Origin of the sequence: Alishewanella longhuensis, from assembly GCF_014653435.1 — a bacterium.
In the GTDB taxonomy this organism is placed as follows: Bacteria; Pseudomonadota; Gammaproteobacteria; order Enterobacterales; family Alteromonadaceae; genus Alishewanella; species Alishewanella longhuensis.
This window is the reverse complement of sequence record NZ_BNAO01000001.1, coordinates 199,782-226,733: the sequence shown is the minus strand read 5'-3', so window position 1 is coordinate 226,733 and position 26,952 is coordinate 199,782. Positions and strand designations below refer to the sequence as shown.

The following is a 26,952-nucleotide window of genomic DNA, read 5'->3' as shown; positions in this document are numbered from 1 at the left end:
GTAACACTTGCCATACTCAGGAGCAAAAGATGTCAAACACACTGGAACTACTAAACTGGCGCTATGCCACCAAAAAAATGCAAAGCGATGCCACGGTTCCGGCCGACAAGCTGGAGATTATTTTAGAAGCGATCCGCCTAAGCGCCAGCTCGAGCGGCCTACAGCCTTATCAGGTATTGGTTATTACTGATCCGGCCATTAAACAACAGATCCGCGAAGTGGCCTGGAATCAGTCACAGGTAACCGACTGCTCGCACCTATTGGTGTTTGCCGCCTGGGATAATTACACCACCGAGCGTATCAATATGATGTTCGATTTAGTCAACGAGCAACGCGGCTTTAAAAACGAAGGTTGGGAAGCCTATCGGCAAAAGTTGCTGGCCTATTACCCGCAGCGCCCAGCCGAACAGAATTTTGAGCATGCGGCCCGTCAAGCTTATATTGGTTTAGGTTCGGCACTGATTGCCGCTGCCGAACAGCAGGTCGATACCACCCCGATGGAAGGCTTTGAACCAGAGCATGTGGATAAGATTCTTAACTTAGCAGAGCTGGGGTTAAAATCGGTGCTATTGCTGCCGTTAGGCTACCGGCAAACAGATGGCGACTGGCTGGTTAACCTGAAAAAGGTGCGTCGGGCTAAAGAAGATTTTGTGCTGCAGCGCTAATATCACGGCAGCGGTGTACTCCTTTACACCGCTGCCGTTTTAGCCACAAACAATACTAAATGACAAGTTCTAGCCAAAAGCTTCCATCGCCATACACGCTGAGGCACTAGAAGCCATAACTAAGCCGGAATGTCAGCAAACGCGGATCACCATAATAAGCCGAAACAATAGGAAAACCACTATCACGCAAATCATACCCGGTAGTGCGATAATGCTTGTCGGCCAGGTTTTTGCCTTCCAGCGCAATACGCCAGCGGCTATCTGCCGGGGCAAACATCAGGCTAGCCTGCCATATCCCAAAAGCGCCCTGCTGTAGTAAATCACTCTGGTTCGTTACCGGCTGCACCTTATCACGCCAGCTAAAGCCAAAATTGGCCGTTAGTTCACCGGCGGCTAGCGGCCAAAGATACCAGGCGTTTAAACTGGCGGCCAGTTTAGGGGTATCGGTAAAGTCGCGTTCCGCAGCCAAATTAACCCCACCTGACAGGTACTGTTGATAGCTGGCATCTAAGTAGGCCGCATTGCCGGAAAAGCGCAGCGCCTTAGTGGCAGCCCAGCTAAACTCAAGCTCTGCGCCCTGAATACGGCCTTTACCTGCATTGGTAAAATCACCAAAAAATGCATCATTAATACCATCACCATCGGTATCGATACCGGTAAAAATACTCAGCTGAATATCCCGATATTGGCTGTAAAATAATGCCATACTCAGTTGCAACCTATTGCCAAAGCTGGGTTTAGCCCCCAACTCATAGGTAACTACGGTTTCCGGATCATAAGCCTCTGCCGAACGCGGTACCTGCACTGTGTTGGCTCTGACATTAAAACCACCACTTTTAAAACCACGGGATACCGAGCCATAAAGCAGCAGATCATCACTGGCTTTGTAATCCAGCGACAATCGCGGTGACAAGTCCGTCCACGACTTGCTATTACGAAAATCTGAACTGACGACACCACTCGGTTGGCTAAAACTGTCATCGGTATATCCCTGATTGAGCACATCGGCGGTTTTCTTCTCGCGGCTGGCACGCAAACCAGCACTTAAGCGCCAGGCATCCGCTAACTGCCAGCTGGCGTCGGCATACATAGCCAGCGCCTGGGTATCAACCTGGCCAGCACTCACACCAAACTGGCGGAAGATAGGCCCAGGGATCAGTTGAGGAGGAGCAAGACCTAGCGCGGCTAGCGGCAAGCCAAAGCGATTACGCACTGTACCACCGGCTTCGCTATCCAGTAGATAAACACCAAATACCGCCTGCCAAACATCACTATGATAGTTTAACTGCAGCTCCTGGCTCAGTTGCTTATCAAAGTAATCGGCATCAACATCAGCAATGGCATAGGGGCCCATATCAAAATCGATACTGCCTCTCGTATCTCCGTCGCGCCAGGCACTGATCGCTTTAAACTGCCAATTGGCACCCCCATCCCACGTCAGGGTAACAGAGGCCCCTCTGCTGTCGGTTTGCCCGGGTAATTGGTAGCCGTTGTCAGTATCGTACCGATGCGCACTAACAGGTAAGGCTGGCTGACCCGTAAAGTAAGGCTCAAATTGATTAACGAGCATCCGCTGCGCGCCCCGCACATCAGAGTTATCGCGGGTTTGGTCCGCTGCCAGCTCAATATCCAGACTGTCATTCACCAGCCATAACAAACTGGCCCGGCCGGTAACTAAGTCTTTATTACTCACATCGGCCCCGCTTTGCAGATTGCGGCCAAAGCCATCACGCGTAAAGCTGCCCAGTGCCAGGCTGCCTAATAAGGTATGTTCCAGTAAAGGGCCCGATATCGCCAGCCGTCCGTTACGCTGCTGATAATTACCGGTAGCAATATCAGCCCGTACGCTAAGTTCATTAGTTGGCCGGCGGCTAATATATTTGATGGCGCCACCCACAGTGTTACGACCATATAAGGTGCCCTGGGGACCACGTAAAACTTCTATCCGATCGACATCCAACATATCCAGTAGCGCCGCTTGCGGCCGCGCCAGATAAACATCGTTCAGATAAATGCCTACTCCCGGCTCTACGCCCCATAGCGGATCGGACTGACCCACACCGCGAATATAGGCGGTTGCGGTCGAGCTGGTGCCCCGCGCAGCATAGATCGTTAATGACGGCGTTTGCGCCTGAATGTCGGCCAGGGTGCTAATCGCATTGCGCGCTATCGCCGCTTGATCTAGCGCCGTAACTGCCAGCGGAATATCTTGTAGTGTTTCAGCCCTTTTGCGGGCCGTTACTATAATAACTTCTATTTCCGGTTCAGCCTCTGCTACCGGCTCTGTTTGCTGCGCTAGGGCCGAGCCGTAAAATGCCGCCGCGCCTAGGCTTAATGCTGTGAATGATAATGTTTTAGACATGTTGATCTCCCCCGGAGACTTGCGTGTTGTCGGTGACACTCAAGCCGGGTTTAACCACTTTTGCCAGAAACGTTAGCAGTTGTTGATTCAACGCTTCAGGCTGGTCTAATGGTGTTGCATGGCGAGAGTTCGGAATAACAATTAATGCAGCATCAGGCAAAAGGCTGACATAAGCAGCTTTAGTGGCCACCGGGCTATAATCCTGATCGGCGGCAATCACCAGAACCGGTAATTGTAAGTGAGATAATTGCGACTGCACCGAAAAGTGGGCAATGGCATTTAGGGTGTGACGGTAGCTAGCCTGATCCATGCTGGCCATCTGTTGCGCAAATAACTCAAGCAATGGTTTTTGCTCTTCATCAGGAAACAACTTGGCACCAATAATCTGCCCTAGCTTACGCATACCTAACAAGCGAATCACCGCTAGTCGAAAGCCAAGTTGTAATTTCAGGCGCCAGCCCTGGATTGCCAAGTACGGACCGGAATTAATAATCACTAAACTTTGCACACACTGCGGCGCTAGCAACGCCAGTTCGAAGGCCACCATCCCGCCGAGTGAAAAGCCGACAACCTGACAACGCTTAATCTCTAAATGCGTTAACAACGCCAGCATATCGGCCGCCAGTTGTTGCATGGTAAAGGGTTGGGCGCTCGGGCTACTTTGACCATGCCCGCGAAAATCGGCGGCAATCACCTGATAATCTGCACTTAGCGCCTGCATTTGTAACCACCAGTGTTCAGCACAAGAGCCCAGGCCATGTAACAACAACACAGCTTCGCCCTCTCCTTGCTGCAGATAATGCAAACAGCGGTTTTGATATTGAAATAGCGGCATACAGGCTCACCTTTCGGAATCGGTATATCTATTCCGATTTAGCATATGGAACAATGATTCCGATTTCAAGCTTTTTGTGTAAAAAATATACGGCGTTAAGGCGGCGACAATAAAAAGACAGCTAAAACAGAGATAAGTAACTGGCGGAAAAAACTGTACTGTTAATCATGAATATCAAGATAGGCGAGTAAAATGCGGCTTAGCTCTTCTGCCACTTCGTTGCTGCTAAGGTGGCCCAGATTACCGGTAATGGTATGTTGATTCAGCGCACCCAGCACAATATGCACGGCGGCTTGCATCGCTTTACGAGGCTGAGGATGATGCACTTCGCGTTGATGATGTTGAAACACCGCAACAATGCGTACCGCGATATACTCGTTCAGCTGATGCACCTTGTCACGAAAAACTGCATCACGCGAGGCTCGTAAGATCAGCGCCCTTAAGACACCCCGTCGCCCCTGGTATACCTCAACCAACTTAACCGTAAGGCTTTGCACAAAATCAGCCAGCGGCTTAGCAGCCCACTGCTCCGGCTCGGTCAGTTGCTCCACCAGGCCAACCGTACTTTGAAAAAAGCGTTGTAACAGCAATAACGATAAGGTGTCTTTATCGCCCAGTACCCGATAAAAGGTACCCACAGACGACGACGCTAATTCGGCAATTTGCATCACGCTGGCTTCTTCAAAGGCATTGCTGGCCAGCAATTGTTCCCCGGCATCTAATAAGCGCTGTAACGCTTGCTGGCTGCGGCGCTGTGTCGGCTCCGGCAAGGTAGTGAGTTGGGTAAAGCTTAGAAGGGTTGCAGGTATCATTACAGGTGCCCGGTTCGGTGCCATGTTTTAAACGGAATCATGCTTCCATTTAACCACGAGCTACCACTAAAACCAAGCATTGATCTTGTAGTCTCGCTTTCCCTTTAGGGCTAGCTGCCGATAAGCTCTGCAGCTATCTGGTAACTGTTTTGCCGTGCTTGCGGATCATGCATCATGCTGGTGAGCATTAGCTCGTCCGGGTTATGTTTGGCAATAAAGTCTTTAATACCTTGCTGCACCTCTGCAGCATCGCCTACCACAGAGCAGGCAAGTGCAGTTTGCACATAGGCTTTTTCATGCGATTGCCAGATCCCGTCCATGCTATCCACCGGCGCAGGCAGTAAGCCGGGTGTACCCCGCGTTAAATTAACAAACTGCTGTTGCAGTGAGCTAAACAGCCGTTTGGCTTCCGTGGTTGTCTCTGCGGCAAACACATTTAGCGCCAGCATCAGGTAGGGTTTATCCAGCTGCGCCGAGGGTTTAAATTCGCGCCGGTACAGCTCAGCGGCCTGTGTCAGCATGCCCGGTGCAAAGTGCGAGGCAAAGGCATAGGGCAGCCCCAGCTGCGCGGCTAGTTGCGCACCATATAAACTCGAGCCTAAGATCCATAACGGCACATGCAGCCCTTGCCCCGGCACGGCCTGCACCAGCTGATTCGGTCTGGCGGCGGCAAAGTACTGCTGCAACTCGGCGATATCGGCCGGGAACTGCGCTTCGGTTTCTACTTTATGTCGGCGCAACGCCCGTGCTGTGGCCTGATCACTACCCGGTGCCCGGCCTAAGCCTAAGTCGATACGGTTGGGATACAAGGTTGCCAGCGTGCCAAATTGTTCTGCGATAACCAACGGCGAATGATTGGGCAGCATAATGCCCCCGGCACCTAACCGAATATGCGAAGTTGCCGCTGCTAAATGGCTGATTAATAATGAGGTGGCCGCGCTGGCAATGCCTGGCATATTGTGGTGTTCGGCCAGCCAATAGCGGTGATAACCCAGCGACTCGGCATGTTGTGCCAACGCTTTGCTCGCAGCAAAACTATCAGCTACGGTACTGCCTGCTGCAACAGGGGCTAAATCTAAAATGGATAAAGGAATCATCAGGGCTCCGCTATGTTATAAAAACACCAATTACATACCAAATGGTATAAAACTAGAAGGGTAATGGGGATCAACCGCTGCGGTTTCAAGAACTGGAGGTAATTTACGCTGTTTTTTACTGGGCCCTACTTTATTGAAGGACTTTAGGTTACGAGACTTGGTGTAAAAAAGCCTCTGTATTCAGAGGCTTTTTTGCAAAAATCGTTGCTTGATAAAACGCACTTTTAAAACGGAATATCGTCATCAAAGTCGATTGGCGGTTCCATCGGTGCGCGCTGTTGTGGCTGCGCCGGTTGCTGATAGTTACCTTGTGGCTGAGCAGGCTTCTGATAACCACCTTGCTGCGGTTGCTGGTAGTTTTGCTGCGGTGCCTGTTGATAGGCTGGTGCGGCTTGCTGTGGGGCATTTTGCTGTGGTGCGCGCGGCTGATAACCACCTTGCTGACCACCGCCCATACCGCCACCCACGCCGCCTTGCTGGCCTTCGCCACGACCATCTAACATTTGCAGCTCGTTGGCCACAATTTCAGTGGTGTAGCGCTCTACGCCGTCTTTGTCGGTCCACTTGCGGGTTTTTAATTTACCTTCAATGTAGACCTTTGAGCCTTTGCGTAAGTACTCGCCGGCGATTTCGGCCAAGCGTTGATAAATAACCACACGGTGCCATTCGGTTTGTTCTTTGCGCTCGTTAGTGGCCTTATCGGTCCAGCTTTCTGAGGTGGCAATGGTCATATTGGCCACAGCGCCGCCCTGCGGCATATAACGCACTTCTGGATCGGCACCCAGATTACCAATTAAGATGACTTTATTAATTCCACGCGCCATGCGTATATCTCCTACAAAAAATGTTACTGGTTGCCGACGGCAACCAAAGACTGAGCCTGCGCTAATTCAAACTGCTGCGCGCTAACCTTTAAATAGCAACGCTGATCGGCCAGCAGTATCGTTACTTCTTGTACCCCGGCTAACGCCGCCAGTTTTGCGGCAAGTGCTGCCGCTTGCTGTTCTGTTGTCACCGCAACCGGCAACGACAAGCGCTGTGCGCGACTGGGTACTTGCATGGTGCTGGCAATTGCCAACCATACTAAACCAATTCCGGCCAACACCGCAAATATGGCGACAAAACCAAACTGCTGTGCCACTGCGCCGCCTAGTAGGCCACCTAAAAAGGCCCCAAAAAATTGGCTACTGGAATAAATGCCCATAGCACTACCACGTTGCCCGGCTGGAGCCACCCGCGATACCATGGCTGGCAAACTGGCTTCTAAAAAATTAAAGCCGATAAAAAACACCAACAGCGCCAGTACCAGGCCCCACAGTGTTGTTGCCTGCCAGCAAATTAACATTGCTATAACCAATAATAGAACATTAATTAAAAAATAGCGTTTTTCTTGCTGACGACGCATAGCAATAATCATCATCGGCACCATAAACAAAAAAGAGCCCAGCAATACCGGTAAATACACTTGCCAGTGCCGCTCGGCTGCCAAGTGTTGCTGATTGAGTAACGCAGGTAAGGCAACAAACATGGCGGTAAGCATTAAATGCAGGATCAACACGCCTGCATCTAAGCGCAACAGCTGACCATGCTTTAACATCGCCGCCAAACTTTGCGGCAAGGCCAGCGTTTCGGCCATCGGTGCTTTGCTAACACTTTTTGGCACTAAAAACGCTACTATCAACATCGCGCAAACGGCCAGCACTGCAGTAAACCAAAATACGCCACTGAGCCCAGCCCAGCGCGCCAGTAAGGGCCCTGCCACCATCGCCACAGCAAAAGATAAACCGATGCTGGCACCAATAATGGCCATGACTTTTGGCCGCTGCTCTTCGCGGGTTAAGTCTGCCGCTAACGCCAGCACCGCACCGGCAATAGCACCGGCGCCTTGCAGTACCCGGCCCAGCGTAACCATATACACGCTTTCTGCCAAGGCAGCGACCACCGAGCCCAGTACAAATAGCGATAACCCCAGCAACATCACTTTATGCCGGCCAATTTTGTCCGACAGCCAACCAAACGGAATTTGTAATATCGCCTGAGTTAAACCATAGGCACCTATCGCCAGGCCAATCCACAGTGGCGAAAAGCCGACAAGCTGCTCGCCATAAAGCGCAAATACCGGCAATAGCATAAAAAGCCCGAGCATACGGGTAGAAAATACCAACGCCAGGGCAATTGCAGCGCGCTTTTCCAGAGAATTTAGTTGATGCATTCCGGTATGAGCAAGGAGTCTGTTTAACAAGGGCGGCAGTTTAGCATAAAATCCACAGCAAACGGCAGACCTAAGTATTTACCGCGCGGCCAGACCAAAGTGGTTTCTGTTACGTAATGCTGGCATTACAAATAGCCGCAGCGCTTATCACTAACTGAAATCCGCCTCTTGCAGTTGCTTGGGTATATCAAATAGAGCACACCAGTGAGGCCAGGCAAATGCCATAAGATTCAGTATGGCAATCGCACCCATACATAGTGTATATTTGTACAGCACAGCGTCAGCCTTTAGCTACCGGAAGCCGTAATGGACAAAATTGATATTCGGGGTGCCCGCACCCACAACTTAAAAAACATTTCGCTGCAAATACCACGCGATAAACTGATTGTGATCACCGGCTTATCTGGCTCAGGCAAATCATCGCTGGCTTTTGATACCTTGTATGCAGAAGGCCAGCGCCGCTATGTTGAATCGCTGTCGGCCTATGCCAGGCAGTTTTTAAGTTTGATGGAAAAACCCGATGTCGATCATATTGAAGGCTTATCGCCTGCTATCTCCATTGAACAAAAATCTACCTCGCATAACCCGCGCTCTACTGTGGGCACCATTACCGAAATTTACGATTATCTGCGGCTGTTATTTGCGCGGGTGGGCGAGCCACGTTGTCCAGAGCACGATTTACCGCTAGCGGCACAAACCATTAGTGAAATGGTGGATAAAGCCACGGCCTTCCCAGAAGGCACCAAACTGATGGTGTTAGCGCCGGTAGTGCAAGAGCGTAAAGGCGAGCATATTAAAACGCTGGAAGGTTTGGCAGCACAGGGCTATGTGCGGGCCCGTATCGACGGCGAGATTTGGGATTTATCTGACCCACCAAAGCTCGATTTACAGAAAAAACATACCATTGAAGTGGTGGTAGACCGCATTAAGGTACGGGATGATATCAAGCTGCGTTTAGCCGAGTCCTTTGAAACCGCGCTGCAGCTCTCCGGTGGTGTGGCTCGCGTGGCGCTAATGGACGAACCGAATGCGGAAGAGTTGGTATTTTCAGCCAACTATGCCTGCCCGACGTGCGGCTATTCGATGACCGAACTGGAACCCCGGCTATTTTCCTTTAATAACCCGGCCGGAGCTTGCCCCAGTTGCGATGGCTTAGGCGTTAAGCAGTTTTTCGATCCAAAAAAAGTGATTGTCAGCGATGAACTTAGCCTGGCCGGTGGTGCTATTCGCGGCTGGGACAAACGCAATTTCTATTATTTTCAAATGCTCAAAGCCCTCTCTGAGCACTATGGCTTTCAACTGGATGTACCCTTTAATAGCCTGACCAAAAAACATCAGGATGCCATCTTATATGGCAGCGGCACTAAGGTGATTGATTTTAAATACCTCAATGATCGCGGCGATATCGTGCAGCGCAGCCATCCGTTTGAGGGTATCTTACCCAATATGGAGCGGCGCTACCGCGAAACCGAGTCAAACTCGGTGCGGGAAGAGCTCAGTAAATATCTGGCCAGCCAACCCTGCCCAAGTTGTCATGGCACCCGCCTGCGCACCGAAGCGCGACATGTGTTTATTGGTAAAACCAACTTGCCGCAAGTGGTCGAGTTAGCCATTGGTGATTGCTTAGCCTTTTTCCAACAGCTGCAACTGACCGGCCAGCGCGCCAAAATTGCTGAGAAAGTGCTAAAAGAAATTCAGGATAGGCTGCAGTTTTTGGTTAATGTTGGCCTGAATTATCTTAACTTGTCACGCAGTGCTGAAACCCTCTCTGGCGGCGAAGCGCAGCGCATCCGGCTGGCTAGCCAAATTGGTGCTGGCTTAGTGGGCGTAATGTATGTGTTGGACGAACCCTCTATTGGTCTGCACCAGCGTGATAATGATCGCTTACTGGGTACTCTTACCCATCTACGCGATCTGGGTAATACGGTGATCGTAGTAGAACATGATGAAGACGCCGTGCGCATGGCCGACCATATTATTGATATTGGCCCCGGTGCAGGCGTGCATGGCGGCCATATTGTCGCGCAGGGCAGCTTAAAGCAAATTATGGCAGAACCCGAATCGCTAACTGGCCAATATATGGCCGGCACCCGCAAAATTGCCGTGCCAGCAACGCGCACCCCGCTTACCGATAAATGGCTAGAAGTATTAGGCGCCACCGGTAATAACCTGAAAAATGTCGATATGGCCATCCCCTTTGGTGTGATGACCTGTATTACCGGCGTCTCCGGTTCGGGTAAATCGACCCTGATCAACGATACGCTATTTCGTGTTGCGCACAGAGTTCTGAATAAAGGCGAAGGCAGCGATCCGGCACCGCATAAGGCCATTAAAGGGCTGGAGCACTTCGATAAAGTCATCGATATCGACCAAAGCCCGATTGGCCGTACGCCACGCTCTAACGCTGCCACCTATACCGGCATTTTTACCGCGGTACGGGAAATGTTTGCTGGTACTCAAGAAGCGCGTTCGCGCGGTTATCAGGTGGGCCGCTTTAGTTTTAACGTGAAAGGCGGCCGCTGCGAAGCCTGTCAGGGCGATGGCGTGTTAAAAGTCGAAATGCACTTTTTACCCGACGTTTACGTGCCCTGCGATGTCTGTAAAGGCAAACGCTACAACCGCGAAACACTGGAAATTAAATACAAAGGCAAAAATATCCACGAAGTACTGGATATGACAGTAGAAGATGCGCTGACATTCTTTGAAGCCATCCCTGCGATTAAACGCAAAGTACAAACCTTAATGGATGTGGGCCTTAGCTACATTAAGCTGGGGCAATCAGCCACCACGCTTTCTGGCGGTGAAGCACAACGGGTAAAACTGGCGCGCGAACTCAGTAAACGTGATACCGGCAAAACCCTTTACATTCTGGACGAACCGACCACCGGCCTGCACTTTTACGATATCCAGCAACTGCTCAATGTACTGCACCGGCTGCGCGATCACGGCAACACCATAGTGGTGATTGAGCATAACCTCGATGTCGTAAAAACCGCAGATTGGGTGATCGATTTAGGCCCAGAAGGCGGCAGCGGCGGCGGGGAAATCTTAGTCGCCGGTACTCCCGAGCAGGTAGCCGCTTGTGAGAAGTCGTATACCGGTAAGTATTTAAAGCCGATGTTGGGATAGTTTTATTTTGTCTACAAATTAGACAAAGCACGCCCCGACAGTTATCATATAAGATAACAAGCGAGTAATAATGAACTGGAAAATTGATTTTTATCATGGAGTAGATGAGCAAATTCTAGCAATGCCGCCGAAGATCCAAGCCAGAATGCTCAAATTACTGGAGCTTATGGAAAAACATGGAGCAAACCTTGGAACACCTCACACCGAAGCGATGGGAGGTGGTTTATTTGAAATTAGGGCAAAAGCACAAGAAGGGATCGGGCGAGGACTATTTTGCTATTTACAAGGCAAACATATTTACGTTTTACATGCCTTTGTTAAAAAGTCACAGAAGACGCCAACGGCCGATTTAGCACTGGCTCGGCAGAGACAAAAAGAGGTGCAACAGGTATGAGTTTAGAGCAGTTAAAACAGCGAGCCTTATCCAATCCGGAAGTAAAAACAGAGTATGAGCAATTAGAAGGCGAATTCAAACTTATTGATCAGCTCATTACCATGCGAACTGATGCAGGGCTTACGCAAGCTCAACTTGCTGAGATCATGCACACCCAAAAGAGCAATATCAGCCGTTTAGAAAGAGGTAATGCCAATCCCAGTTGGAGCACCCTGACCAAATATGCACAAGCCTGTGGTTTTGAGTTAACACTGAAACCAAATAAGTTATCAGACCATAGACGTTAAGCTGGTTGCTTCGCCAGATACACTATAACCAAACTTCTGCAGCAAATGGTGTTCCTCAGGTTTAATCTGAAATCGAGTTATATACAACACGAATAATGGCAATAACGCCAACGCCAGCAAACTCTGTAAGTAACAGGCATAGCCCGTAAGTATTAGGAAAAACCCCAAGTACATCGGGTTGCGGCTGTAACGGTAAATACCAACGATAACCAAACTGGCACTTTGTTGTGGCAACCGCGGATCGACAGTGGTATTAGCTCGGCTAAAGGCCAATACCCCCGCCAGTGCCACAGCAATACCGGTAATTGTCAAACAGAGCGCCAGCACTGTGGTATATAGCGCTAGTTGCGCAGAGAGTGGCGCGGTAAGTGGCGCCAATAACCACATCGCCAGTGCAAATAACAACATTAAAAGCAGCGGTGGGAGTTTAAGTTCTAAAGCTTGCATCAGAGAGTTCCTGCTCTACTTGCCAAGGCATCATAAGAGCAATCTTATACTCTAAGCATGCCAACTTCTGTAACTAATCTCTGCATCTCGGCTGTGATTATTCGCTCTATCGCACTTTTAGGCGCAGAAAAGTGTGGAAAATTGCATTTTTCTGCGCACAAGATTCAGATATGCAAACGAAAATGTTAAACCACTACTGCTGGCAATTCTGCGAAACTATTACCTGCATGCAGCCAGTCTGAAATATTAGATACTAATTGATCCGGTGGCCGCTTATTTTTCCCTTTTAACGCGCACTCCCAAATTAGCAACACCCGCCAGCCCAGCTCAAGTAACTTGTCCTGCACTACTTCGTCGCGCGCACGGTTGGCACTGATTTTCTGCCGCCACCACTCCACTCGGGTTTTCGGCCAGTGAAGCATGGTGCACTGGTGCTGATGCCAGAAACAGCCTTGCACAAAGATCACGGCTTTATGGCGCGGAAATACCAGATCTGGCTTACCGGGTAACGCAGCCACATGCAGTCGTTATCGAAAGCCAGCTTTGTGTGCAGTGTTCTGCATACCAGCAGTTCAGGCATGGTACTACGTCCTTTGATTGAAGACATGTTTTAACTTCTTACGGCCCTCGTGTGGATATCTGTCATGTTAATCCTGATTGAATTCAGCCATTTTCCCTCAACATACAAGAAACTAGATTGTTTCTAAATTCGGTGTTAGGTTATAGAGCTTAGTACTTAAGACAAGCTTAACTAGGATAAATCTCTCGATTAAATGGAAGTTGGGACGGTCTTTCGGAGTTATAAATGGAATTAGTGACTGATTCAGAATACCAAGTAAGAGAAATTCAGGCTGCACCCTATGCATCCTCACTTATTGAGGGGCACAGAGATTTTGGTTACAGCCTTGAAACCGCATTAGCTGATATAGTAGATAACTCAATTACGGCGGGCGCATCAGAGATAAGAATTACGGCAATCACTTCCTCAGATTCACCTTATATCGCGATAGTTGACAATGGCAGTGGTATGGCCGAAGCCGAGCTTGTGGAGGCCATGAAGCTTGGAGCTAAAAACCCTACGCACGCAAGGTTACGAAAAGATCTTGGCCGCTTTGGTCTCGGTATGAAAAGCGCCAGTTTCTCACAGTGCAGACAACTTACAGTAATTAGCCGCAAAGATGGTAAAGATACCTGTGCCAGGTGGGATCTTGATCACGTTGCATTTAGAAACGACTGGACACTAACCATCATAGACAATCCAGAGAAACTGACTCATTACCAACTATTAACTTCAAATGGGACTGCTGTTATTTGGGAAAAGCTAGACAGACTTCTTGGTGAGACAAGTCTGCCTCAGGGTAAATCTATTGAACATGCAAACGCCGAGCTTGTTAAATCAGAAAGGCATTTATGCCAGGTTTTTCATCGTTTTCTGGAAGGCACTAAACCACGGTTGTCTTTATACCTTAATAATCGAAAACTTAAACCACTTGATCCACTTTGTAGTGACCACCCGGCAACACAAAAAGATCCTGAAGAGGTAATCCCACTTAGTAAAGGGTATGTCAGAATTCGCTGCCATACATTACCACATCATAGAAAAATGGATTCTGATTACTGGGATGCATTAGCTGGGCCCGAGGGCCATGTTAAGTCACAGGGGCTCTATATCTATCGTGAGGACAGACTTATCATTGCCGGTGGTTGGCTTGGCCTTACAAAACAAACAGAACTTACTAAGCTCTGCAGAATCGCAATCGACATCCCCAACACTATGGATTCAGAGTGGAAGATTGATGTTAAAAAAGCCTCCGCTCAGTTACCGCCTCAAGTACGCGAGCGATTAAAGCGGATTATTGAGCGTTTTGTTGGCACATCAAAAAGAACCTACAGTGCCAGAGGTAAAAAGTTAGTTGATGAGGATTTGCACCCCCTATGGAATCGCGTAATCGCCAACGGTCAAATAAGCTTTAAGCCCAATCTCGACCACCCGGTATTTAGCTCTTATGCCAATCAATTGCCCGAAGATCTTAAAGATGGCTTTTATCGCTGTCTGCGTCTGGTAGGTTCAGGCTTACCTATCGATACACTTCATGCCGAATTAGTAGGCAACCCGGAAGCTGTAGTATCAGCTGAGGCGGAAATAGAAGATTTACGGGATCTTGTGTATTCACTTGCAGAAACCTTATTAAAAAATGGTGTTAGCACTGACGTCATTAAAAACGTCATGCAAGCTAACCCGTATCTTCGTGACCGCTGGGAATCAGCGAATGAATTACTTTTAGAGTTTTTAGGGAAGAAATCATGAATTCGATTTTTGATACTGTTAAAGATATGGTGGAAATGGGGCTATTCAGCCAACCTAGAAAATCCGAATCTGAGCTACGTGAGTTTATTAAAAGTGTAGCGACTGTTTTTCCGCCAGGATTGAATGACGAAGAGCTAGAAAAGCTAGCAAAGGAGATAGAGTTTAAGCAGGGCATCAAGGCAGGGCTGGGAGCGGTTGTCGATGGAGAGGGGTTCGAGCCGTGGTTGGATGATGCGAAAGCTTCGATAACGCCATATTACTGGTCAAGATATGAAAAACTGCTACTTCAAAATGGCTTACCTAAGGACGTAATTCGAACCACTGACAAAGTCACAGACACTATTCTAAGCCGATTGGGAAATCCTTACCTAGAAAAACAATGGGATCGTCGTGGCATGGTTGTTGGGCATGTTCAGAGCGGAAAAACAGCGAATTACACAGGATTGATTTGTAAAGCAGCAGATGCTGGTTATCGCTTAATCATTATTATTGCTGGTATCCATACAAACCTTAGAAATCAGACTCAGGAAAGAATAGATGAAGGTTTTATTGGGTTCGACTCAGGTAAAGAGTGGGGGCGTGTGGTTGGTGGCAGAAAGTATGTTATTGGAGCAGGCAATTTTGGTGCAGAAAGGAGGCCAGTAACGCTAACTACAAGAATACATGACTTTAATAAAAGCAGAGCTGATAGTGACCGCAGTCAAATTGGTGATTATGTCGAACCAGTTGTTTTAGTGATCAAAAAGAATCATCGTACCCTGCAGAACTTGCTTGATTGGTTAAAAGACAATAGTGCTTCTGGTGACCAGCAAATGATAGAACAGCCTATGCTGTTGATTGACGATGAAGCTGATAACGCAAGTATTAATACTAAATATGGAAAGAAGCTCATAACGACAATAAACGGTCAAATCCGTGACCTTCTTAAGCTTTTTCATCGAAGCTGTTATGTCGCATACACTGCAACACCTTTCGCAAATATCTTTATAGATCCTGACCAAGACGATGATATGCATGGTGAGGATTTATTTCCTGCAGATTTTATTATTGGCTTAGATGCACCAGATAACTACTTTGGGGCTACTAAAGTGTTTATTGATGGTCTTCCTGATGACGACGAGCCGCAATGGCTTCGAACCATACAAGACAACGAAGACATTCTCCCGATAAACCACAAACAGGATTTTATTTTAAATGATGTACCTAATTCACTTATAAAAGCAGTGCGATCTTTTTTGCTTGCAAGAACTATTCGTAATCTAAGGGGAGAGGAGCACAAACACTGCTCAATGTTAATAAACGCAAGTTGGAGAAACCCTATACAGAAACAGATAAGAAACAGAGTCCATGATGTCGTTGAGACAATTAAGAACTCTGTAAGGCTAAATGCATCGTTAGGTGAGGCGGCTCTAAGCGACCCAGAAATATTCTCTTTAAAGCAAGTATGGGAAGAGGAATTTGCAGATAATTTTGCTGATTGGTCAAAAATCCAAGCACAGTTACATGATGCTATAGCTGCAACTTCTGTTGTTGTGGTTAACAAAGACTCCGGATTCCTAGAATACCCAAAAGAGAAAAGCGGTTCAAAAGGGAAGTCATATATCGCAGTTGGGGGATATGCTCTATCACGCGGCTTAACACTGGAAGGTCTCACAATAACGTGGTTTTTACGTAACACTATGATGTACGACACGTTGATGCAGATGGGACGTTGGTTTGGCTATCGTACAGGGTATGAAGATCTCTGTCGTATATGGATGCCTGACGAAGCAATTGGCTGGTACAGCTTTATAGCTAATGCTACAAATGAGTTACATGATGAACTCAAAGATATGGAAAAGGCAAAAGCTACTCCAGAACAATTTGGTCTAGCCGTGAGGAGTCACCCTGCTTCCTTATTGGTTACGGCAAGAAACAAAATGGGCTCAGGAAGAAAAATAATTTCTTCTGTAGGCCTATCAAACGAATTTATTGAGACTTCAAAAGTATCAATTGCTCCGAAAAGTATTGAAAATAATATACGTTTAGCTAGAGAGCTAATAGCAAAATGCTTTGACGGCGAATTCCATAAAGAATCTTGTAAATGGGGCCAACTATTTGTTGGGATTGACTTTGATGTTGTTGATTATTTTTTATCGGGTTGGGACAACGCCGAACAAAGCATCCTAACAAAAACCGAACCGGTAAGAGCCTACCTACGTCCAAGAAAAGATGATGAGGTTTCTAAATGGGATGTCCTAATCGTAAGCTTGAACAAAGGGACTTTTGACGATTCTCTTGGAGTTGAGATAATACCCATTCAACGTTATGTGTGCCTAGATGACTTGAAGCATAACTTCATGTCCTTCAGTGGCAAAAAAATGCGAGTTGCCAGCCGAGGAGTTGAGAAAGCTGGTGTCGATCCAATAAAGGCCGAAAAGGCGGAAGAAGAGTACCGCAGAAACAACCAGAAAACCCCAACTGAAAAATTAAACTACCCCGATGGTATATATCGAAAGGTTAGAGACCGCCCACTTCTAATTATTTATTATGTTCAAGCAACCCCACCTAAAGGTCAAGAAAGTGATCCAAAGGCTGAACGGATTCCATCGTCACCAGTGGTGGCTTGGGGTATGAGCTTACCTGTATCAAATAAACCATCTGATAAAGTTGAATATTTAGTTAATACGATACGGTATCAAGAGATGTTTGGAGAGTATCAAGAAGACGAGGATTTATTAGCTGATGATCATATCTGAGAGTCCTTGGAATAAGCTAAGTGAGGATGAGGCATTAAGGGTAAAAGCCGACGGTAAATTTGATTTTTTCTGGGTAAGACCAGAAACCGGTGTGCCCGGCTTAATGCTTCGTTTATTGGAGAAACCCGATCCTTTACCTCGCTTGCCCAAACTTAAAAACTTAACTGCAAATTTCAGAAGCGTCAGTTCAGGCTATGCTTTTGTTCTTACCCTTAAAGATCAGAGTCAAATTGATGTATTCGAAACACTTTGCCGCGATGTGGTAGATGCAGGCGAGTCAGCGGACAATATCAATGAAGCGTTGTCACGAACAATACAAAGAACATATCGATGGCATCACTTGCTTCGAGGCGGTAAACCGAACGGCTTAACCCTTGAAGAACAGCGAGGCCTCGTTGGTGAGCTTGCGTACTTACGTAAATTAGTTGAAAAGCTTGGTCCCGATATGGCCATTGAAGGATGGACAGGACCTGGCGGAGCAACTCGGGATTTCGAGTTCATAAATACCTGCATCGAAGTTAAAACTAAAAGAGCCGCTGCCAAGCCCTATGTCTCTATTTCATCGGCAGAACAGTTAGCAGATATCAAAGATTGTCGCCTTTTTCTTAATGTGCAAAACGTGGCATCAGCTGTCAGCCCTGATGGGCTGACTTTGCATGACCACGTAGTATTGACTGCCAAGTTGTTTCAAAACTCAACGAATGCTTTTGATAAGTGGGAAGATTTGCTTTATTCGACCGGCTATGACCCCGCAAATGATTACGAAGAGCGCCGCTGGCATTTATTTGCAGATGAAACCTATGAAGTAAAGGACGGTTTCCCACGTATTATGCCCCCTCTGTTGCTGGGCGTAGAAATGGTGAGGTACTCAATAGCACTGGATGCCTGCGGTGACTTTATAACAGACCAGGATCCTACAAGCCTGATTCTTGAGAGTGATGCTAATGAGTGAATTGATAGAATTTCACCGGGAGCTGATTGCGGATATCCAGGGTGATGCAGACGTTCAGGGGTTGATCACCGCAGAAGCTTTTTTTGAGAAAGTAAATGACTTACTTACCGAGACCGGTGAGATAGATGAGGCTAACAGAGCCTATTATGAGGGTTCATTTGGTAGGTACAGCCTGAAAGTTGATGGGTATGGAGGTGACCCGGTAGAAAACGCCAACATACTCACTTTGATTCTTTGCGATTTTGCCATTACTAGTGAAGTCAGAGCGATAAATAAAGCTGATGTAGAGAGCTTTCAGAAAAGGTTATATCGCTTCCTGGAAGCCAGTTTAGATGCAAACTTCAGAAATTCTCTGGAGGAGAGCAGTAACGGATTCAGTCTGGCTCAATTGATCAGTGTTAGATGGCAAAATATTGAAAAAATTAAATTTATCGTTGCCACTAATGCAAGTTTCAATGCTCACTCTGATGCCGAACCGCTGGCGCCACTGGATGATAAACCAATTAGCCTGAGCGTTTGGGATCTTAAGCGACTCAAGCAGTTTGTTGAACAAGGACAGGCAAGAGCAGACCTGGTAATAAACTTCGCCGACGATTTTGGCGGCAGCGTACCGGTTCTTAGAGCCTCGACTGGCGGTGATACCTTTGAGAGTTATCTGGCCGTTATACCTGGCTGGCAGCTGGCAAACATTTATGAAAAATGGGGGCCAAGACTACTTGAAGCAAATGTCAGAAGCTTTCTGCAGGCGCGCGGTAAGGTAAACAAAGGCATCAGAGATACTATCAGAGACGAGCCCCATATGTTCTTTGCCTATAACAATGGCTTAAGTGCGACAGCGGATAGTATTGAACTGGAAAAAACTGAACAAGGCTTTGTACTTTCAAACGCCACCAACCTTCAGATTGTAAATGGAGGCCAAACCACAGCATCTTTACATGCGGCAAGAAAGCTGTTTGAACAGCAACTAAAAAACGTGCATGTACAAATGAAACTAACCATAGTGCCAAACTTGCTCACTGAGCAAGTAGTTCCAAGAATTTCTGAATACGCCAACAGCCAAAATAAAGTTAACGCAGCTGATTTCTTCTCTAACCACCCTTTCCACGTAAAAGTGGAAGAACTATCGCGTAAATTATTGGCGCCAGCAGGCGAATTAGGATACCGCGAGACTAAGTGGTTTTATGAGCGGGCAAGAGGACAATATGCTGACGAACGTGCCAGAAGAACTATTGCTGAACGCAAAAAATTTGACGCTGAGTTTCCAAAAAATCAGTTTTTCACCAAAACTGATCTGGCAAAAATTGAAAATACCTTTAGTTGCTTGCCACATATTGTGAGTTTGGGCGCACAGAAAAACTTCACTGAGTTTGCAAAGAATATAGGCAAGACATGGGGAAGTAACGGCGACTCTTTTGATGAACTGTGGTTTAAAAGACTTATAGCAAGGATTATTTTATTCCGCGCTATGGAGAAGCTTGTGTCAAATGCTGACTGGTATCAAGGTGGTTACCGGGCGAATATTGTTACATTTGGCCTAGCTAAAGTCGTTTATGATCTTAACCGTCTTAATAAAGTTATTGATTTTGACTTGATTTGGAAAAATCAGACGCTGCCTGTCCAATTAAATCTCGCTTTACTGGAAGCGGGGGAAATTGCGCAGGAAGTTATCACATCACCACCCAAGGGTATCCAGAACGCCAGTGAGTGGGCGAAAAAAGAAATATGTTGGAAATGGGTCGCAGAGAAAACTGCAGATTACATGGCGAAACCAGACAAAATTAGTATTTCTAAAGAAATGGCCATAAGTAGAGTAAAAGATGCTAAACGTTCAGCGGAACTTGACCAGAGCGTAAACGCAGAGATAGAAGTTTTTAAATTGGGCTCAGAACTATGGCGCTCCGCTTTGGCATGGGGAATCAGTAAAGATCTTCTTAGCCCAAAAGAACGAGGTATACTTGAGACCTGCACTGCAATACCCAGAAAGATACCGACTGACAAACAATGTGCCATAGCTCTGACAACTTTGAATAAGTTAAAAGAAACGGGTTTTGGAATTTAACCTGCGCCCTCGCCGTTAATGTAATCCAATACAATAGCGGCAATTTGATTTGCAAGTAATGGCGGCACAGCATTACCAACCTGATGAAACTGTTCAGTCCTGGGCCCCTGGAAAAAGTAATTATCCGGGAAGGTTTGTAGGCGCGCAGCTTCACGTACAGTCAAGCTGCGACATTGCGCCGGATCGTAATGAATAAAGTAATGGCCGTCTTTTGATATATGGCTGGTGATGGTACTTGAAGGGCCGTTTCGGGTTTGCACCCGGAAGCGGTCTGAAAACTTACCGCTTTCCCAGTTTTTATGCGCTGGTGCTAAGCCGGGTAACAAAAACTCAGCATGTCCTTTTGGTGATTTATTGTGCTGTTCGGCAAATACAGCGGCATAAGCATAACGGCCTAAATCGTCGATGCGATGTGAGCGACTTTCATGGTTTAACCAGACGGAAAGATTCTTATCCATCAACCAAGCATCTAATTGCTCAGAACCTGTCTCAGCATCATATTTTTTGGGGTAAACATTTGCACCGTGATCAAAATGCTTTTTTAAGCTTCCTGCTGCCTGCTTTAAACCAGTTGCAATATCTTGCATGGAGTAGTCAACAGCACTGTCGGCCAGTTCATCTAACAATATACCTAAATTGTCTGCCCATAACTCGGGAGAATCAGGCTGTTTGCTTAAACGGCTGCGAAGCTTTGGTAGCTCATCAATCGCATCTTCAACACTCACTTCCTCCTGCTTTTCAAGATTAGGTATGGGGCCTGATACCATATCTTCCCTTACCCCTACCAGAATCACACGATGACGAGCCTGCGGAATACCATAATCTTCCGCTTTAATGATAAAAGAGTTGGCGTCCAATTTGGCCGGGTCATCCTCAGCTGAGAAAGATTGGTCTGACACCATAGAAAAGATTTTATACCGCACGCCATTACAAACGCCTTCAATCGCCCGCTCCGGACAGGCGAGGTCGCGTAAAATTTCGTGAAAAATAAGGCTATCATTCACTTTGGCAGACAATAGCCCTTTAACATTTTCCATTACAAACAACGCTGGCCGGTATCTTTGAATGATACGCAGGTACTCTTTGTATAAGAAATGCCTGTTGTCACCCTCAGCTTTATAGTCTGCTTTACCCTTATTGCGTGCTCTGCCAACCAGTGAATAAGCCTGGCATGGCGGGCCACCGATTAATACCCAAGGAATATTAGGTGTGCTGCAAAGCGCAGATGTTATAGCTTTGTCTAACTCGGCATTACCTTCTTCAGTGCCGAGTTCAATGCACAATGCTTCTTGGCCAGCTCTTTTCCATAAATCTTCGGAAGCTTCGCTGTAAGGCTCGGTTGTTTCGCCGTGGCAGTAGGAGTAATAGTCTGAAAGCAGCTCAGGTCGTTCCGACCGCAATAAACGATAAAACGCCCGAAGTCTTAAGGTTTTATGAGCAATAGGATCTTTTTCAGCGGATACGACAATATGAAACGACTTGCCGTCATTAAACGCAGAGAAACCCTCGCCTAACCCCCCCGGACCGGCGAATAGATCAACAACAGGAATTGAATTCCGTTTCATAAGCCTCAAAAAATAACATCAGACATACAACTAAGTGCAAGATTATATTCGGATAGCCAACGAGTTAACAGCTTTAAAATTCCCCTTAAGCTCTACGCTGACATCGTCAACTTCGTAAAAAGCTCACTAACGCATCAATAGCATTATTCGCGCTGCCAATTGCATCAGTCACATCGAATGCCAGCCCTGAATCCAACTCAGCACCATCTATACATACCGACCAGACAAAACCGCCACGCCAATGGTCAGGATTAACGTCAATAAAAATGGTGTAGCCGTTTACCTCTTCTTCATAAGGCAGGTGGATTTTCTCATTCTCAACAAACTTATGCATGACATTTCTCCCGGTTATTTCGGTAGCTTGATTATTTAACAACAAACAGGCTAAGGCCACGGACGATAAGTCACATCGAGGGAAAACTTACAGATAAAACCAACCAGTAAGATGCAGTTTGATTAAGGCATTTTCAATAGCGGTGTACGGAACGGAAAACTACCCCGCCAAATACCGCCTTAATGTCTCCACCCGCTTTGGGCGGTTAAACAGGGCGTACAGTTCTAGCCAGTCGCTGGCGGGCATAAAGCAAATATTGTTTTGCCAGTAGCAGCGCTCTGGATGAAAAGTCCATTCAACTCGTTTGCCTTGCTGCAATACGGCAATGCCAGCCATCAGGTCAATATTCAGCGCTCCTGGTTGGCTAAAACAGGCGAATTGTCGGGTGACAAAGTTGGGGTTTAAGGGTGCCGGCTCTGTCTGATAGGTTTTGGCCAGCAAGTTAGCAATGGCAGCAAAGTCTTCTTCAAGGCACACAAGATCAATATCACCGGGATTAGCTTCTAAACCCAAATGCCAGAGTAAGCAACTACCGCCAATGCCAAACGGGTAGTGTTTCAATAAGGTTGAAAGCTGCTGTAACTGTGCTGCTAAATTCATACAACCTATCCTCTCACTCTTTGCACAAAGCTTAATTAAGATAAAAGCCAGTTTTATTACAGCCAGGTATTTATTTACATCTCGACATTCACCTACTATACTTTTTACAATTTATAAACAAGGATGTCATATGCAGACTTCAAGCACTAGCTCCGCCTTGTTATTTGCAAGAAAACGTCAATTGATCCCTGGCTGGTTTAAGTTTTTTTGTTCACTTGCTTTAATATTTTATAGTCTGAGTTACCTTGTTGTCAGCAGCTATTGGTTTGCCAGTACCCTACCCGACTTTATCACTATCAATGTAAAGCGAACGCCAACATACTTTCTAATCATGAGCCTGTTTTTTGTACCTTTTATCGTAAGCTTTTATGGCCTGTTGCAAGGAAGGAATTGGGGATTATATGGCTGTTTAATACTAAGCTATCTTGCTGGGGCGGAGCACCTTTATAACCTTGTAATTACAGGATATTTTGGCCTAGGGTTGATGATTACCGTGGTGGTGCTGGTACAACTGCATAAAATAAAAGCGGCATGGGCTGAGGCAGTCGCGGCTGAAGTATCCGACGCGAGATCTACAACTGCGCAATAAGCTTTACTAGATAGCCAATTTTCTCATTGTTAAGCTGCCGATAATCAAAGTAAGGGCACACCAACACACGGTTGTGGTTATCAATAGCAAATTCGGCATTTAACCAGTTAAGCTGTAGCGGCAAACCTTGTTCTAATAAGGCTTTGGCGTAGGTGCGGCCCGCAATAATATGTATGGTGTTGCTGGTGGAATTGAGCGGTGGCGGGCTAAAGAGCAAAGCGGTGTTGCTGCTGGCTTGCAGTAAAAAACTGTCGCGATATACCTGCCAACTGCTGGCTTGTTGCAAGAAGCCAAAACTGGCAGGTAAAGCAAACAGCAGTTTGGCGTAGACATTAAACAGCTTACGCCAACCGTTGCCACAGGCCTGATTAATCAGCGCTATTTCACCCTGTAGCAGTGGCTGCATTGCAGGTAAATAGGCGTATTCCTGCATCGGCGGGCGTTTGGCAACATATACCCTGATCTGTGCATGTTCGTCACCAAAGCCTGCTGCTATCCTCATTATTCTCTCTCTCAATACCCATCTTGCCCGACATTTTGCTTAAGCAATATAGCGCCCTGGCCGGAAATTCATAGCAATAATCAAATTAAGCACTATGGCACCGCCAATTGAAGCGAGCAGTATTGACCAACTAACCACAAATAACGAGGCAATCACGATGCTTAAGTCTACTGCCATTTGCAGTTTACCCGCGCGAATGCCGTAACGCTCCTGCAGATAAAGCGCCAGAATATTTACCCCACCCAAACTGCCTCTATGCCGGAACAGCACGATTAGACCTAAGCCAATCAATAAACTACCAAATAAGGTGGCATACACCGGGTTTAGTTGTTCAAAATGAATAAATTGCTGATGCATATCAGAAAATACTGAGACCAAACTAATGGCAGTAAAGGTTTTCAGGGTAAAACGCCAGCCCATACGGCGGATAGCCAAATAATAGAATGGCAGGTTAATCAGGAAAAAGAGTACGCCGAAAGACCAACCACTAAGGTAGTGGATGAGAAAAGCTAAGCCTACGGTACCACCGGTCAAGGCACCGGCTTGCCGGATCAGGATAACAGCAAAGGAAATCATCAGGGTACTGATGAGAATAGCTAACATATCTTCCAGCCAGCTATGCGGCATAGCCTCGACTGCAGCGGCGTTTTGCATGATGATAACTCTTGGGTTTTAATAATGACAAGCTATGCCAAAGCGGCACACTGAGGCTGCCTATTATAACAAACCACGACAGAATTACTGCCAGCTAAAGCCGCATTCCTTTGACTTAGCGCAGCCGATTAGCAAAAACCGGCTGCGTGTTCGCGCGGTTATTCGCTTTGTTGTAACAGATAATCGGCTAACGCCTGCCAAGCTGGCAGCGACATTGCATCATTGGCCGCATTTCCGACTAATGTGCAAACTGCTGCGGCAAAATCCAAAGAGATCCTTGCTGATTATGCTAACATCTGGGCAGAAATCTAAGAAAAACCCTGACAACCCGGAGTCGTATAATGAGAAAACTACAGCTATTGCTGTTGTTTGTTTTGCTGCCTGTGATGGCATTTGCAACTTACGCAGCAACAAACACAGAAGATAAAAGTTTAAGTATTGAGCGCATGTGGCAACTCGAGCGCATTGGCTCGCCTACTGCCTCCGCAGATGGCAAATTTATTGTTGCCCCTGTTACCCGTTTTGATGTAAAAGCCGATCAAGGCCATACCCGCTTATGGTTATTTAGTGCCGATGGCAAACAACAGCGCCCGTTAACGGCCGATGGTATGCGTGCCAGCGAAGCCACCTTTTCGCCCGATGGCAAAACCCTGGCCTTTATTAGCCAGCGCCATAAAGACGATGCAGGCCAGATTTATCTGCTGCCATTAACCACCCCGGGCGAAGCACAGCGCTTAACCGAAGTGCCGACCGGCGTATATGGCATTAAATGGGTAGGCGAGCACCTGTACTTTATCAGCCGCGTTTGGCCTGGTAAAACCTGGGAAGAAATGGCGACTCAGCTAAAAGCCAATAAAGATAAAAAAATGTCGGCCTGGCAGTGGAATGCCTTACCCTATTCACATTTTGACCACTGGATTGACGAAAACCGCCAAGCACATGTGTTTCGTATTGCGGCGAAAGGGGGCGAAGTTCAGCCTGTTACCCAACCACTGGGTTTAGAATTACCGCGCTCAAGCCAGAGCGCCGGCAGCTACGATATTCATCCGCAAGAGCGCTATATCGCCTTTAATGCCAATGGCTCAAGCAATACCGTTGATCCGAAAATCGATATTTTCTTAGCGGCCATTGGTAGCGATAAAGCCGACAATATCACCCCGGATAACCAGGCACCGGATAGCAACCCAACCTTTAGCCCGGATGGCAAAAGCCTAGCGTTTAGCCGGCAGCGTATCCACGGCTTCTATGCTGATACCGCCCGTTTAATGGTATATGACTTAGCGGCCAAAACGACCCGCGAGCTCACCACTAACTGGGATCGCTCGGTTAATAACTTTATCTGGAGTGCAGACAGCCGCGGTTTTTATGCCAGCGTAGATGACGCTGCCACCAGCCGTTTGTATCATATCGAGGCCCGCAATGGTAAGCACCGTGCTATTACCAAAGATACCAGCTTTGGTAGCCCTGCTTTAGCCGGTAATAATACGCTGGTCACCACCAATGAAAGCTTTTTATACCCAGCCCGCTTAGTTGCTGTTGATACCCGTAACGGTAAAACCAGCCGTTTAGATAGCTTTAACGATGAGCTACTAGCGCAAACTGAGCTGGGTACTTATGAATCGGTAACTTATAAAGGCGCCGACGGTAACGATATTCAAATGTGGGTGCATTACCCAGCGGGCTTTGATAAGAGCAAAAAATACCCATTATTCCTGTTAATTCATGGTGGCCCGCACAATGCCATTGGCGACAGCTTTAGCTATCGTTGGAATGCGCAAACCTTTGCTTCTTGGGGTTATGTGACGGCTTGGCCAAACTTCCATGGCTCTAGTGGCTTTGGGCAGGACTTTGCCGATGCCATTAATCCAGACTGGCGCACTAAGCCTCTGGCCGATATACAAGCAGCGACCGCCTGGTTCCAGAACCAGCCGTGGATTGATAGTGATCGTATGGTTGCCGGTGGTGCCAGTTACGGTGGTTATTTAACTTCTATTTTATTAGGCACTGAGCATCCGTTTAAAGCGCTGCTGATCCATGCTGCGGTATACAATATGTATTCACAGATGTCAGCTGACTTTGCCGTGCACTCAACCCGCTTTGGTAATTACTGGGATAACCCAGAAATTTATAAAAGCATTTCGCCACATTATTTTGCTGGTAACTTTAATACGCCAACGCTGGTGATCCATGGTCAGCTAGACTATCGCGTGCCGGTAGGTCAGGGTTTTGAGCTATTCCGCACCCTGCAAAGCCGTGGTGTAGAATCGCGGATGATTTACTTCCCGGATGAAAACCACTGGATCTTAAAACCGAATAATTCTATTTATTGGTATAACCAAGTAAAAGACTGGATGATCCGCTTTGCTGAGCCGGGCGCACGTTAAACTTAAGCGTTAACTACAGTTTTGAAA

23 protein-coding genes are annotated in these 26,952 nt (G+C 47.1%); 10 read left to right on the top strand and 13 right to left on the bottom strand.

The features are described 5' to 3' along the window. Nucleotides 1–29: 29 nt before the first annotated feature. Nucleotides 30–665: an NAD(P)H-dependent oxidoreductase gene (locus tag IE163_RS00995; RefSeq protein ID WP_189429263.1), complete on the top strand. Its 636-nt coding sequence runs from the start codon at nt 30–32 to the stop codon at nt 663–665. 106 nt (nt 666–771) lie between these two features. Here the strand turns inward: IE163_RS00995 and IE163_RS00990 are convergent, their stop codons facing one another. The 6 genes from IE163_RS00990 to IE163_RS00965 all read right to left on the bottom strand — a co-directional run bounded on the left by IE163_RS00990 (nt 772) and on the right by IE163_RS00965 (nt 7,983). Continuing rightward, nucleotides 772–3,027, bottom strand: a complete 2,256-nt coding sequence (locus tag IE163_RS00990; RefSeq protein WP_189429262.1) for a TonB-dependent receptor — start codon at nt 3,025–3,027, stop codon at nt 772–774. Continuing rightward, nucleotides 3,020–3,862, bottom strand: a complete 843-nt coding sequence (locus IE163_RS00985; RefSeq protein WP_189429261.1) for an alpha/beta fold hydrolase — start codon at nt 3,860–3,862, stop codon at nt 3,020–3,022. Before IE163_RS00985 ends, IE163_RS00990 begins: the two co-directional genes overlap by 8 nt. Before the next feature lie 161 nt (nt 3,863–4,023). Then, the gene (locus IE163_RS00980) at nt 4,024–4,674 is read right to left on the bottom strand and encodes a TetR/AcrR family transcriptional regulator (protein WP_189429260.1); all 651 of its coding nucleotides are present in this window, start codon (nt 4,672–4,674) and stop codon (nt 4,024–4,026) included. Between the two features lie 110 nt (nt 4,675–4,784). Beyond that, a complete protein-coding gene (locus tag IE163_RS00975; RefSeq protein ID WP_189429259.1) occupies nt 4,785–5,771 on the bottom strand; it encodes an LLM class flavin-dependent oxidoreductase in 987 nt (328 codons plus the stop codon). Nucleotides 5,772–5,995: 224 nt separating this feature from the next. Further along, nucleotides 5,996–6,595, bottom strand: coding sequence for a single-stranded DNA-binding protein (gene ssb / locus IE163_RS00970; RefSeq protein WP_189429258.1), 600 nt, complete (start codon nt 6,593–6,595; stop codon nt 5,996–5,998). 23 nt (nt 6,596–6,618) lie between these two features. After that, nucleotides 6,619–7,983 (bottom strand): MFS transporter, encoded by a 1,365-nt coding sequence (locus tag IE163_RS00965; protein ID WP_189429257.1) that lies wholly within the window; start codon nt 7,981–7,983, stop codon nt 6,619–6,621. 306 nt (nt 7,984–8,289) lie between these two features. Between IE163_RS00965 and uvrA the strand changes: the two genes are divergently transcribed. The 3 genes from uvrA (at nt 8,290) to IE163_RS00950 (ending at nt 11,793) form a co-directional block, all read left to right on the top strand. Further along, on the top strand, nt 8,290–11,112 hold the full coding sequence (gene uvrA / locus IE163_RS00960) for an excinuclease ABC subunit UvrA (RefSeq protein WP_189429256.1): 2,823 nt from the start codon (nt 8,290–8,292) through the stop codon (nt 11,110–11,112). A gap of 70 nt (nt 11,113–11,182) precedes the next feature. Then, entirely contained in the window at nt 11,183–11,506 is a 324-nt protein-coding gene (locus tag IE163_RS00955; RefSeq protein WP_189429255.1) for a type II toxin-antitoxin system RelE/ParE family toxin, read from the top strand. Further along, nucleotides 11,503–11,793, top strand: coding sequence for a helix-turn-helix domain-containing protein (locus IE163_RS00950; protein WP_189429254.1), 291 nt, complete (start codon nt 11,503–11,505; stop codon nt 11,791–11,793). Before IE163_RS00955 ends, IE163_RS00950 begins: the two co-directional genes overlap by 4 nt. On the opposite strand, the gene IE163_RS00945 is transcribed toward IE163_RS00950, so the two are convergent. Both IE163_RS00945 and IE163_RS00940 read right to left on the bottom strand, forming a co-directional pair. Then, nucleotides 11,776–12,240, bottom strand: coding sequence for a methyltransferase family protein (locus IE163_RS00945; protein WP_189429253.1), 465 nt, complete (start codon nt 12,238–12,240; stop codon nt 11,776–11,778). The two genes, IE163_RS00950 and IE163_RS00945, sit on opposite strands and share 18 nt — an antisense overlap. A gap of 185 nt (nt 12,241–12,425) precedes the next feature. After that, a complete protein-coding gene (locus tag IE163_RS00940; RefSeq protein WP_229833385.1) occupies nt 12,426–12,758 on the bottom strand; it encodes a very short patch repair endonuclease in 333 nt (110 codons plus the stop codon). 287 nt (nt 12,759–13,045) lie between these two features. Between IE163_RS00940 and IE163_RS00935 the strand changes: the two genes are divergently transcribed. Genes IE163_RS00935 through IE163_RS00920 form a run of 4 tightly spaced genes read left to right on the top strand, consistent with a single transcriptional unit; the run spans nt 13,046 to nt 20,297 of the window. After that, nucleotides 13,046–14,548, top strand: a complete 1,503-nt coding sequence (locus IE163_RS00935; protein ID WP_189429252.1) for an ATP-binding protein — start codon at nt 13,046–13,048, stop codon at nt 14,546–14,548. Further along, nucleotides 14,545–17,286, top strand: a complete 2,742-nt coding sequence (locus tag IE163_RS00930) for a Z1 domain-containing protein (protein ID WP_189429251.1) — start codon at nt 14,545–14,547, stop codon at nt 17,284–17,286. Before IE163_RS00935 ends, IE163_RS00930 begins: the two co-directional genes overlap by 4 nt. Beyond that, nucleotides 17,273–18,238 carry a PD-(D/E)XK motif protein gene (locus tag IE163_RS00925; protein ID WP_189429250.1) on the top strand — a complete coding sequence of 322 codons (966 nt, stop codon included), beginning with the start codon at nt 17,273–17,275 and terminating at the stop codon, nt 18,236–18,238. Before IE163_RS00930 ends, IE163_RS00925 begins: the two co-directional genes overlap by 14 nt. Further along, nucleotides 18,231–20,297: an AIPR family protein gene (locus IE163_RS00920; RefSeq protein WP_189429249.1), complete on the top strand. Its 2,067-nt coding sequence runs from the start codon at nt 18,231–18,233 to the stop codon at nt 20,295–20,297. The genes IE163_RS00925 and IE163_RS00920 overlap by 8 nt, the downstream gene beginning before the upstream one ends. On the opposite strand, the gene IE163_RS00915 is transcribed toward IE163_RS00920, so the two are convergent. The 3 genes from IE163_RS00915 to IE163_RS00905 form a co-directional block, all read right to left on the bottom strand. Continuing rightward, nucleotides 20,294–21,862, bottom strand: a complete 1,569-nt coding sequence (locus IE163_RS00915) for a DNA cytosine methyltransferase (protein ID WP_189429248.1) — start codon at nt 21,860–21,862, stop codon at nt 20,294–20,296. The genes IE163_RS00920 and IE163_RS00915 overlap by 4 nt on opposite strands. A gap of 106 nt (nt 21,863–21,968) precedes the next feature. Continuing rightward, the gene (locus IE163_RS00910) at nt 21,969–22,196 is read right to left on the bottom strand and encodes a hypothetical protein (RefSeq protein WP_189429247.1); all 228 of its coding nucleotides are present in this window, start codon (nt 22,194–22,196) and stop codon (nt 21,969–21,971) included. A gap of 159 nt (nt 22,197–22,355) precedes the next feature. Beyond that, nucleotides 22,356–22,796, bottom strand: a complete 441-nt coding sequence (locus tag IE163_RS00905; protein ID WP_189429246.1) for a hypothetical protein — start codon at nt 22,794–22,796, stop codon at nt 22,356–22,358. A 130-nt stretch (nt 22,797–22,926) separates the two neighbouring features. Between IE163_RS00905 and IE163_RS00900 the strand changes: the two genes are divergently transcribed. Beyond that, entirely contained in the window at nt 22,927–23,385 is a 459-nt protein-coding gene (locus IE163_RS00900) for a hypothetical protein (RefSeq protein WP_189429245.1), read from the top strand. Here IE163_RS00900 and IE163_RS00895 read toward each other — a convergent pair. Then, the gene (locus IE163_RS00895; RefSeq protein ID WP_189429244.1) at nt 23,369–23,887 is read right to left on the bottom strand and encodes a DUF6942 family protein; all 519 of its coding nucleotides are present in this window, start codon (nt 23,885–23,887) and stop codon (nt 23,369–23,371) included. The two genes, IE163_RS00900 and IE163_RS00895, sit on opposite strands and share 17 nt — an antisense overlap. A 39-nt stretch (nt 23,888–23,926) precedes the next feature. Continuing rightward, on the bottom strand, nt 23,927–24,541 hold the full coding sequence (locus tag IE163_RS00890) for a YitT family protein (protein ID WP_189429243.1): 615 nt from the start codon (nt 24,539–24,541) through the stop codon (nt 23,927–23,929). A gap of 341 nt (nt 24,542–24,882) precedes the next feature. On the opposite strand from IE163_RS00890, the gene IE163_RS00885 reads away from it, so the two are divergent. After that, nucleotides 24,883–26,925, top strand: coding sequence for a S9 family peptidase (locus IE163_RS00885; protein ID WP_189429242.1), 2,043 nt, complete (start codon nt 24,883–24,885; stop codon nt 26,923–26,925). The last annotated feature ends 27 nt before the right edge of the window (nt 26,926–26,952 follow it).

What these genes read in the sequence shown, in the direction of transcription:
- IE163_RS00995 (WP_189429263.1), top strand. Translation starts at nt 30, where the DNA reads ATGTCAAACACACTGGAACTACTAAACTGGCGCTATGCCACCAAAAAA.
- IE163_RS00990 (WP_189429262.1), bottom strand. Translation starts at nt 3,027, where the DNA reads ATGTCTAAAACATTATCATTCACAGCATTAAGCCTAGGCGCGGCGGCA.
- IE163_RS00985 (WP_189429261.1), bottom strand. Translation starts at nt 3,862, where the DNA reads ATGCCGCTATTTCAATATCAAAACCGCTGTTTGCATTATCTGCAGCAA.
- IE163_RS00980 (WP_189429260.1), bottom strand. Translation starts at nt 4,674, where the DNA reads ATGATACCTGCAACCCTTCTAAGCTTTACCCAACTCACTACCTTGCCG.
- IE163_RS00975 (WP_189429259.1), bottom strand. Translation starts at nt 5,771, where the DNA reads ATGATTCCTTTATCCATTTTAGATTTAGCCCCTGTTGCAGCAGGCAGT.
- ssb (WP_189429258.1), bottom strand. Translation starts at nt 6,595, where the DNA reads ATGGCGCGTGGAATTAATAAAGTCATCTTAATTGGTAATCTGGGTGCC.
- IE163_RS00965 (WP_189429257.1), bottom strand. Translation starts at nt 7,983, where the DNA reads ATGCATCAACTAAATTCTCTGGAAAAGCGCGCTGCAATTGCCCTGGCG.
- uvrA (WP_189429256.1), top strand. Translation starts at nt 8,290, where the DNA reads ATGGACAAAATTGATATTCGGGGTGCCCGCACCCACAACTTAAAAAAC.
- IE163_RS00955 (WP_189429255.1), top strand. Translation starts at nt 11,183, where the DNA reads ATGAACTGGAAAATTGATTTTTATCATGGAGTAGATGAGCAAATTCTA.
- IE163_RS00950 (WP_189429254.1), top strand. Translation starts at nt 11,503, where the DNA reads ATGAGTTTAGAGCAGTTAAAACAGCGAGCCTTATCCAATCCGGAAGTA.
- IE163_RS00945 (WP_189429253.1), bottom strand. Translation starts at nt 12,240, where the DNA reads ATGCAAGCTTTAGAACTTAAACTCCCACCGCTGCTTTTAATGTTGTTA.
- IE163_RS00935 (WP_189429252.1), top strand. Translation starts at nt 13,046, where the DNA reads ATGGAATTAGTGACTGATTCAGAATACCAAGTAAGAGAAATTCAGGCT.
- IE163_RS00930 (WP_189429251.1), top strand. Translation starts at nt 14,545, where the DNA reads ATGAATTCGATTTTTGATACTGTTAAAGATATGGTGGAAATGGGGCTA.
- IE163_RS00925 (WP_189429250.1), top strand. Translation starts at nt 17,273, where the DNA reads ATGATCATATCTGAGAGTCCTTGGAATAAGCTAAGTGAGGATGAGGCA.
- IE163_RS00920 (WP_189429249.1), top strand. Translation starts at nt 18,231, where the DNA reads ATGAGTGAATTGATAGAATTTCACCGGGAGCTGATTGCGGATATCCAG.
- IE163_RS00915 (WP_189429248.1), bottom strand. Translation starts at nt 21,862, where the DNA reads ATGAAACGGAATTCAATTCCTGTTGTTGATCTATTCGCCGGTCCGGGG.
- IE163_RS00910 (WP_189429247.1), bottom strand. Translation starts at nt 22,196, where the DNA reads ATGCATAAGTTTGTTGAGAATGAGAAAATCCACCTGCCTTATGAAGAA.
- IE163_RS00905 (WP_189429246.1), bottom strand. Translation starts at nt 22,796, where the DNA reads ATGAATTTAGCAGCACAGTTACAGCAGCTTTCAACCTTATTGAAACAC.
- IE163_RS00900 (WP_189429245.1), top strand. Translation starts at nt 22,927, where the DNA reads ATGCAGACTTCAAGCACTAGCTCCGCCTTGTTATTTGCAAGAAAACGT.
- IE163_RS00895 (WP_189429244.1), bottom strand. Translation starts at nt 23,887, where the DNA reads ATGAGGATAGCAGCAGGCTTTGGTGACGAACATGCACAGATCAGGGTA.
- IE163_RS00890 (WP_189429243.1), bottom strand. Translation starts at nt 24,541, where the DNA reads ATGCAAAACGCCGCTGCAGTCGAGGCTATGCCGCATAGCTGGCTGGAA.
- IE163_RS00885 (WP_189429242.1), top strand. Translation starts at nt 24,883, where the DNA reads ATGAGAAAACTACAGCTATTGCTGTTGTTTGTTTTGCTGCCTGTGATG.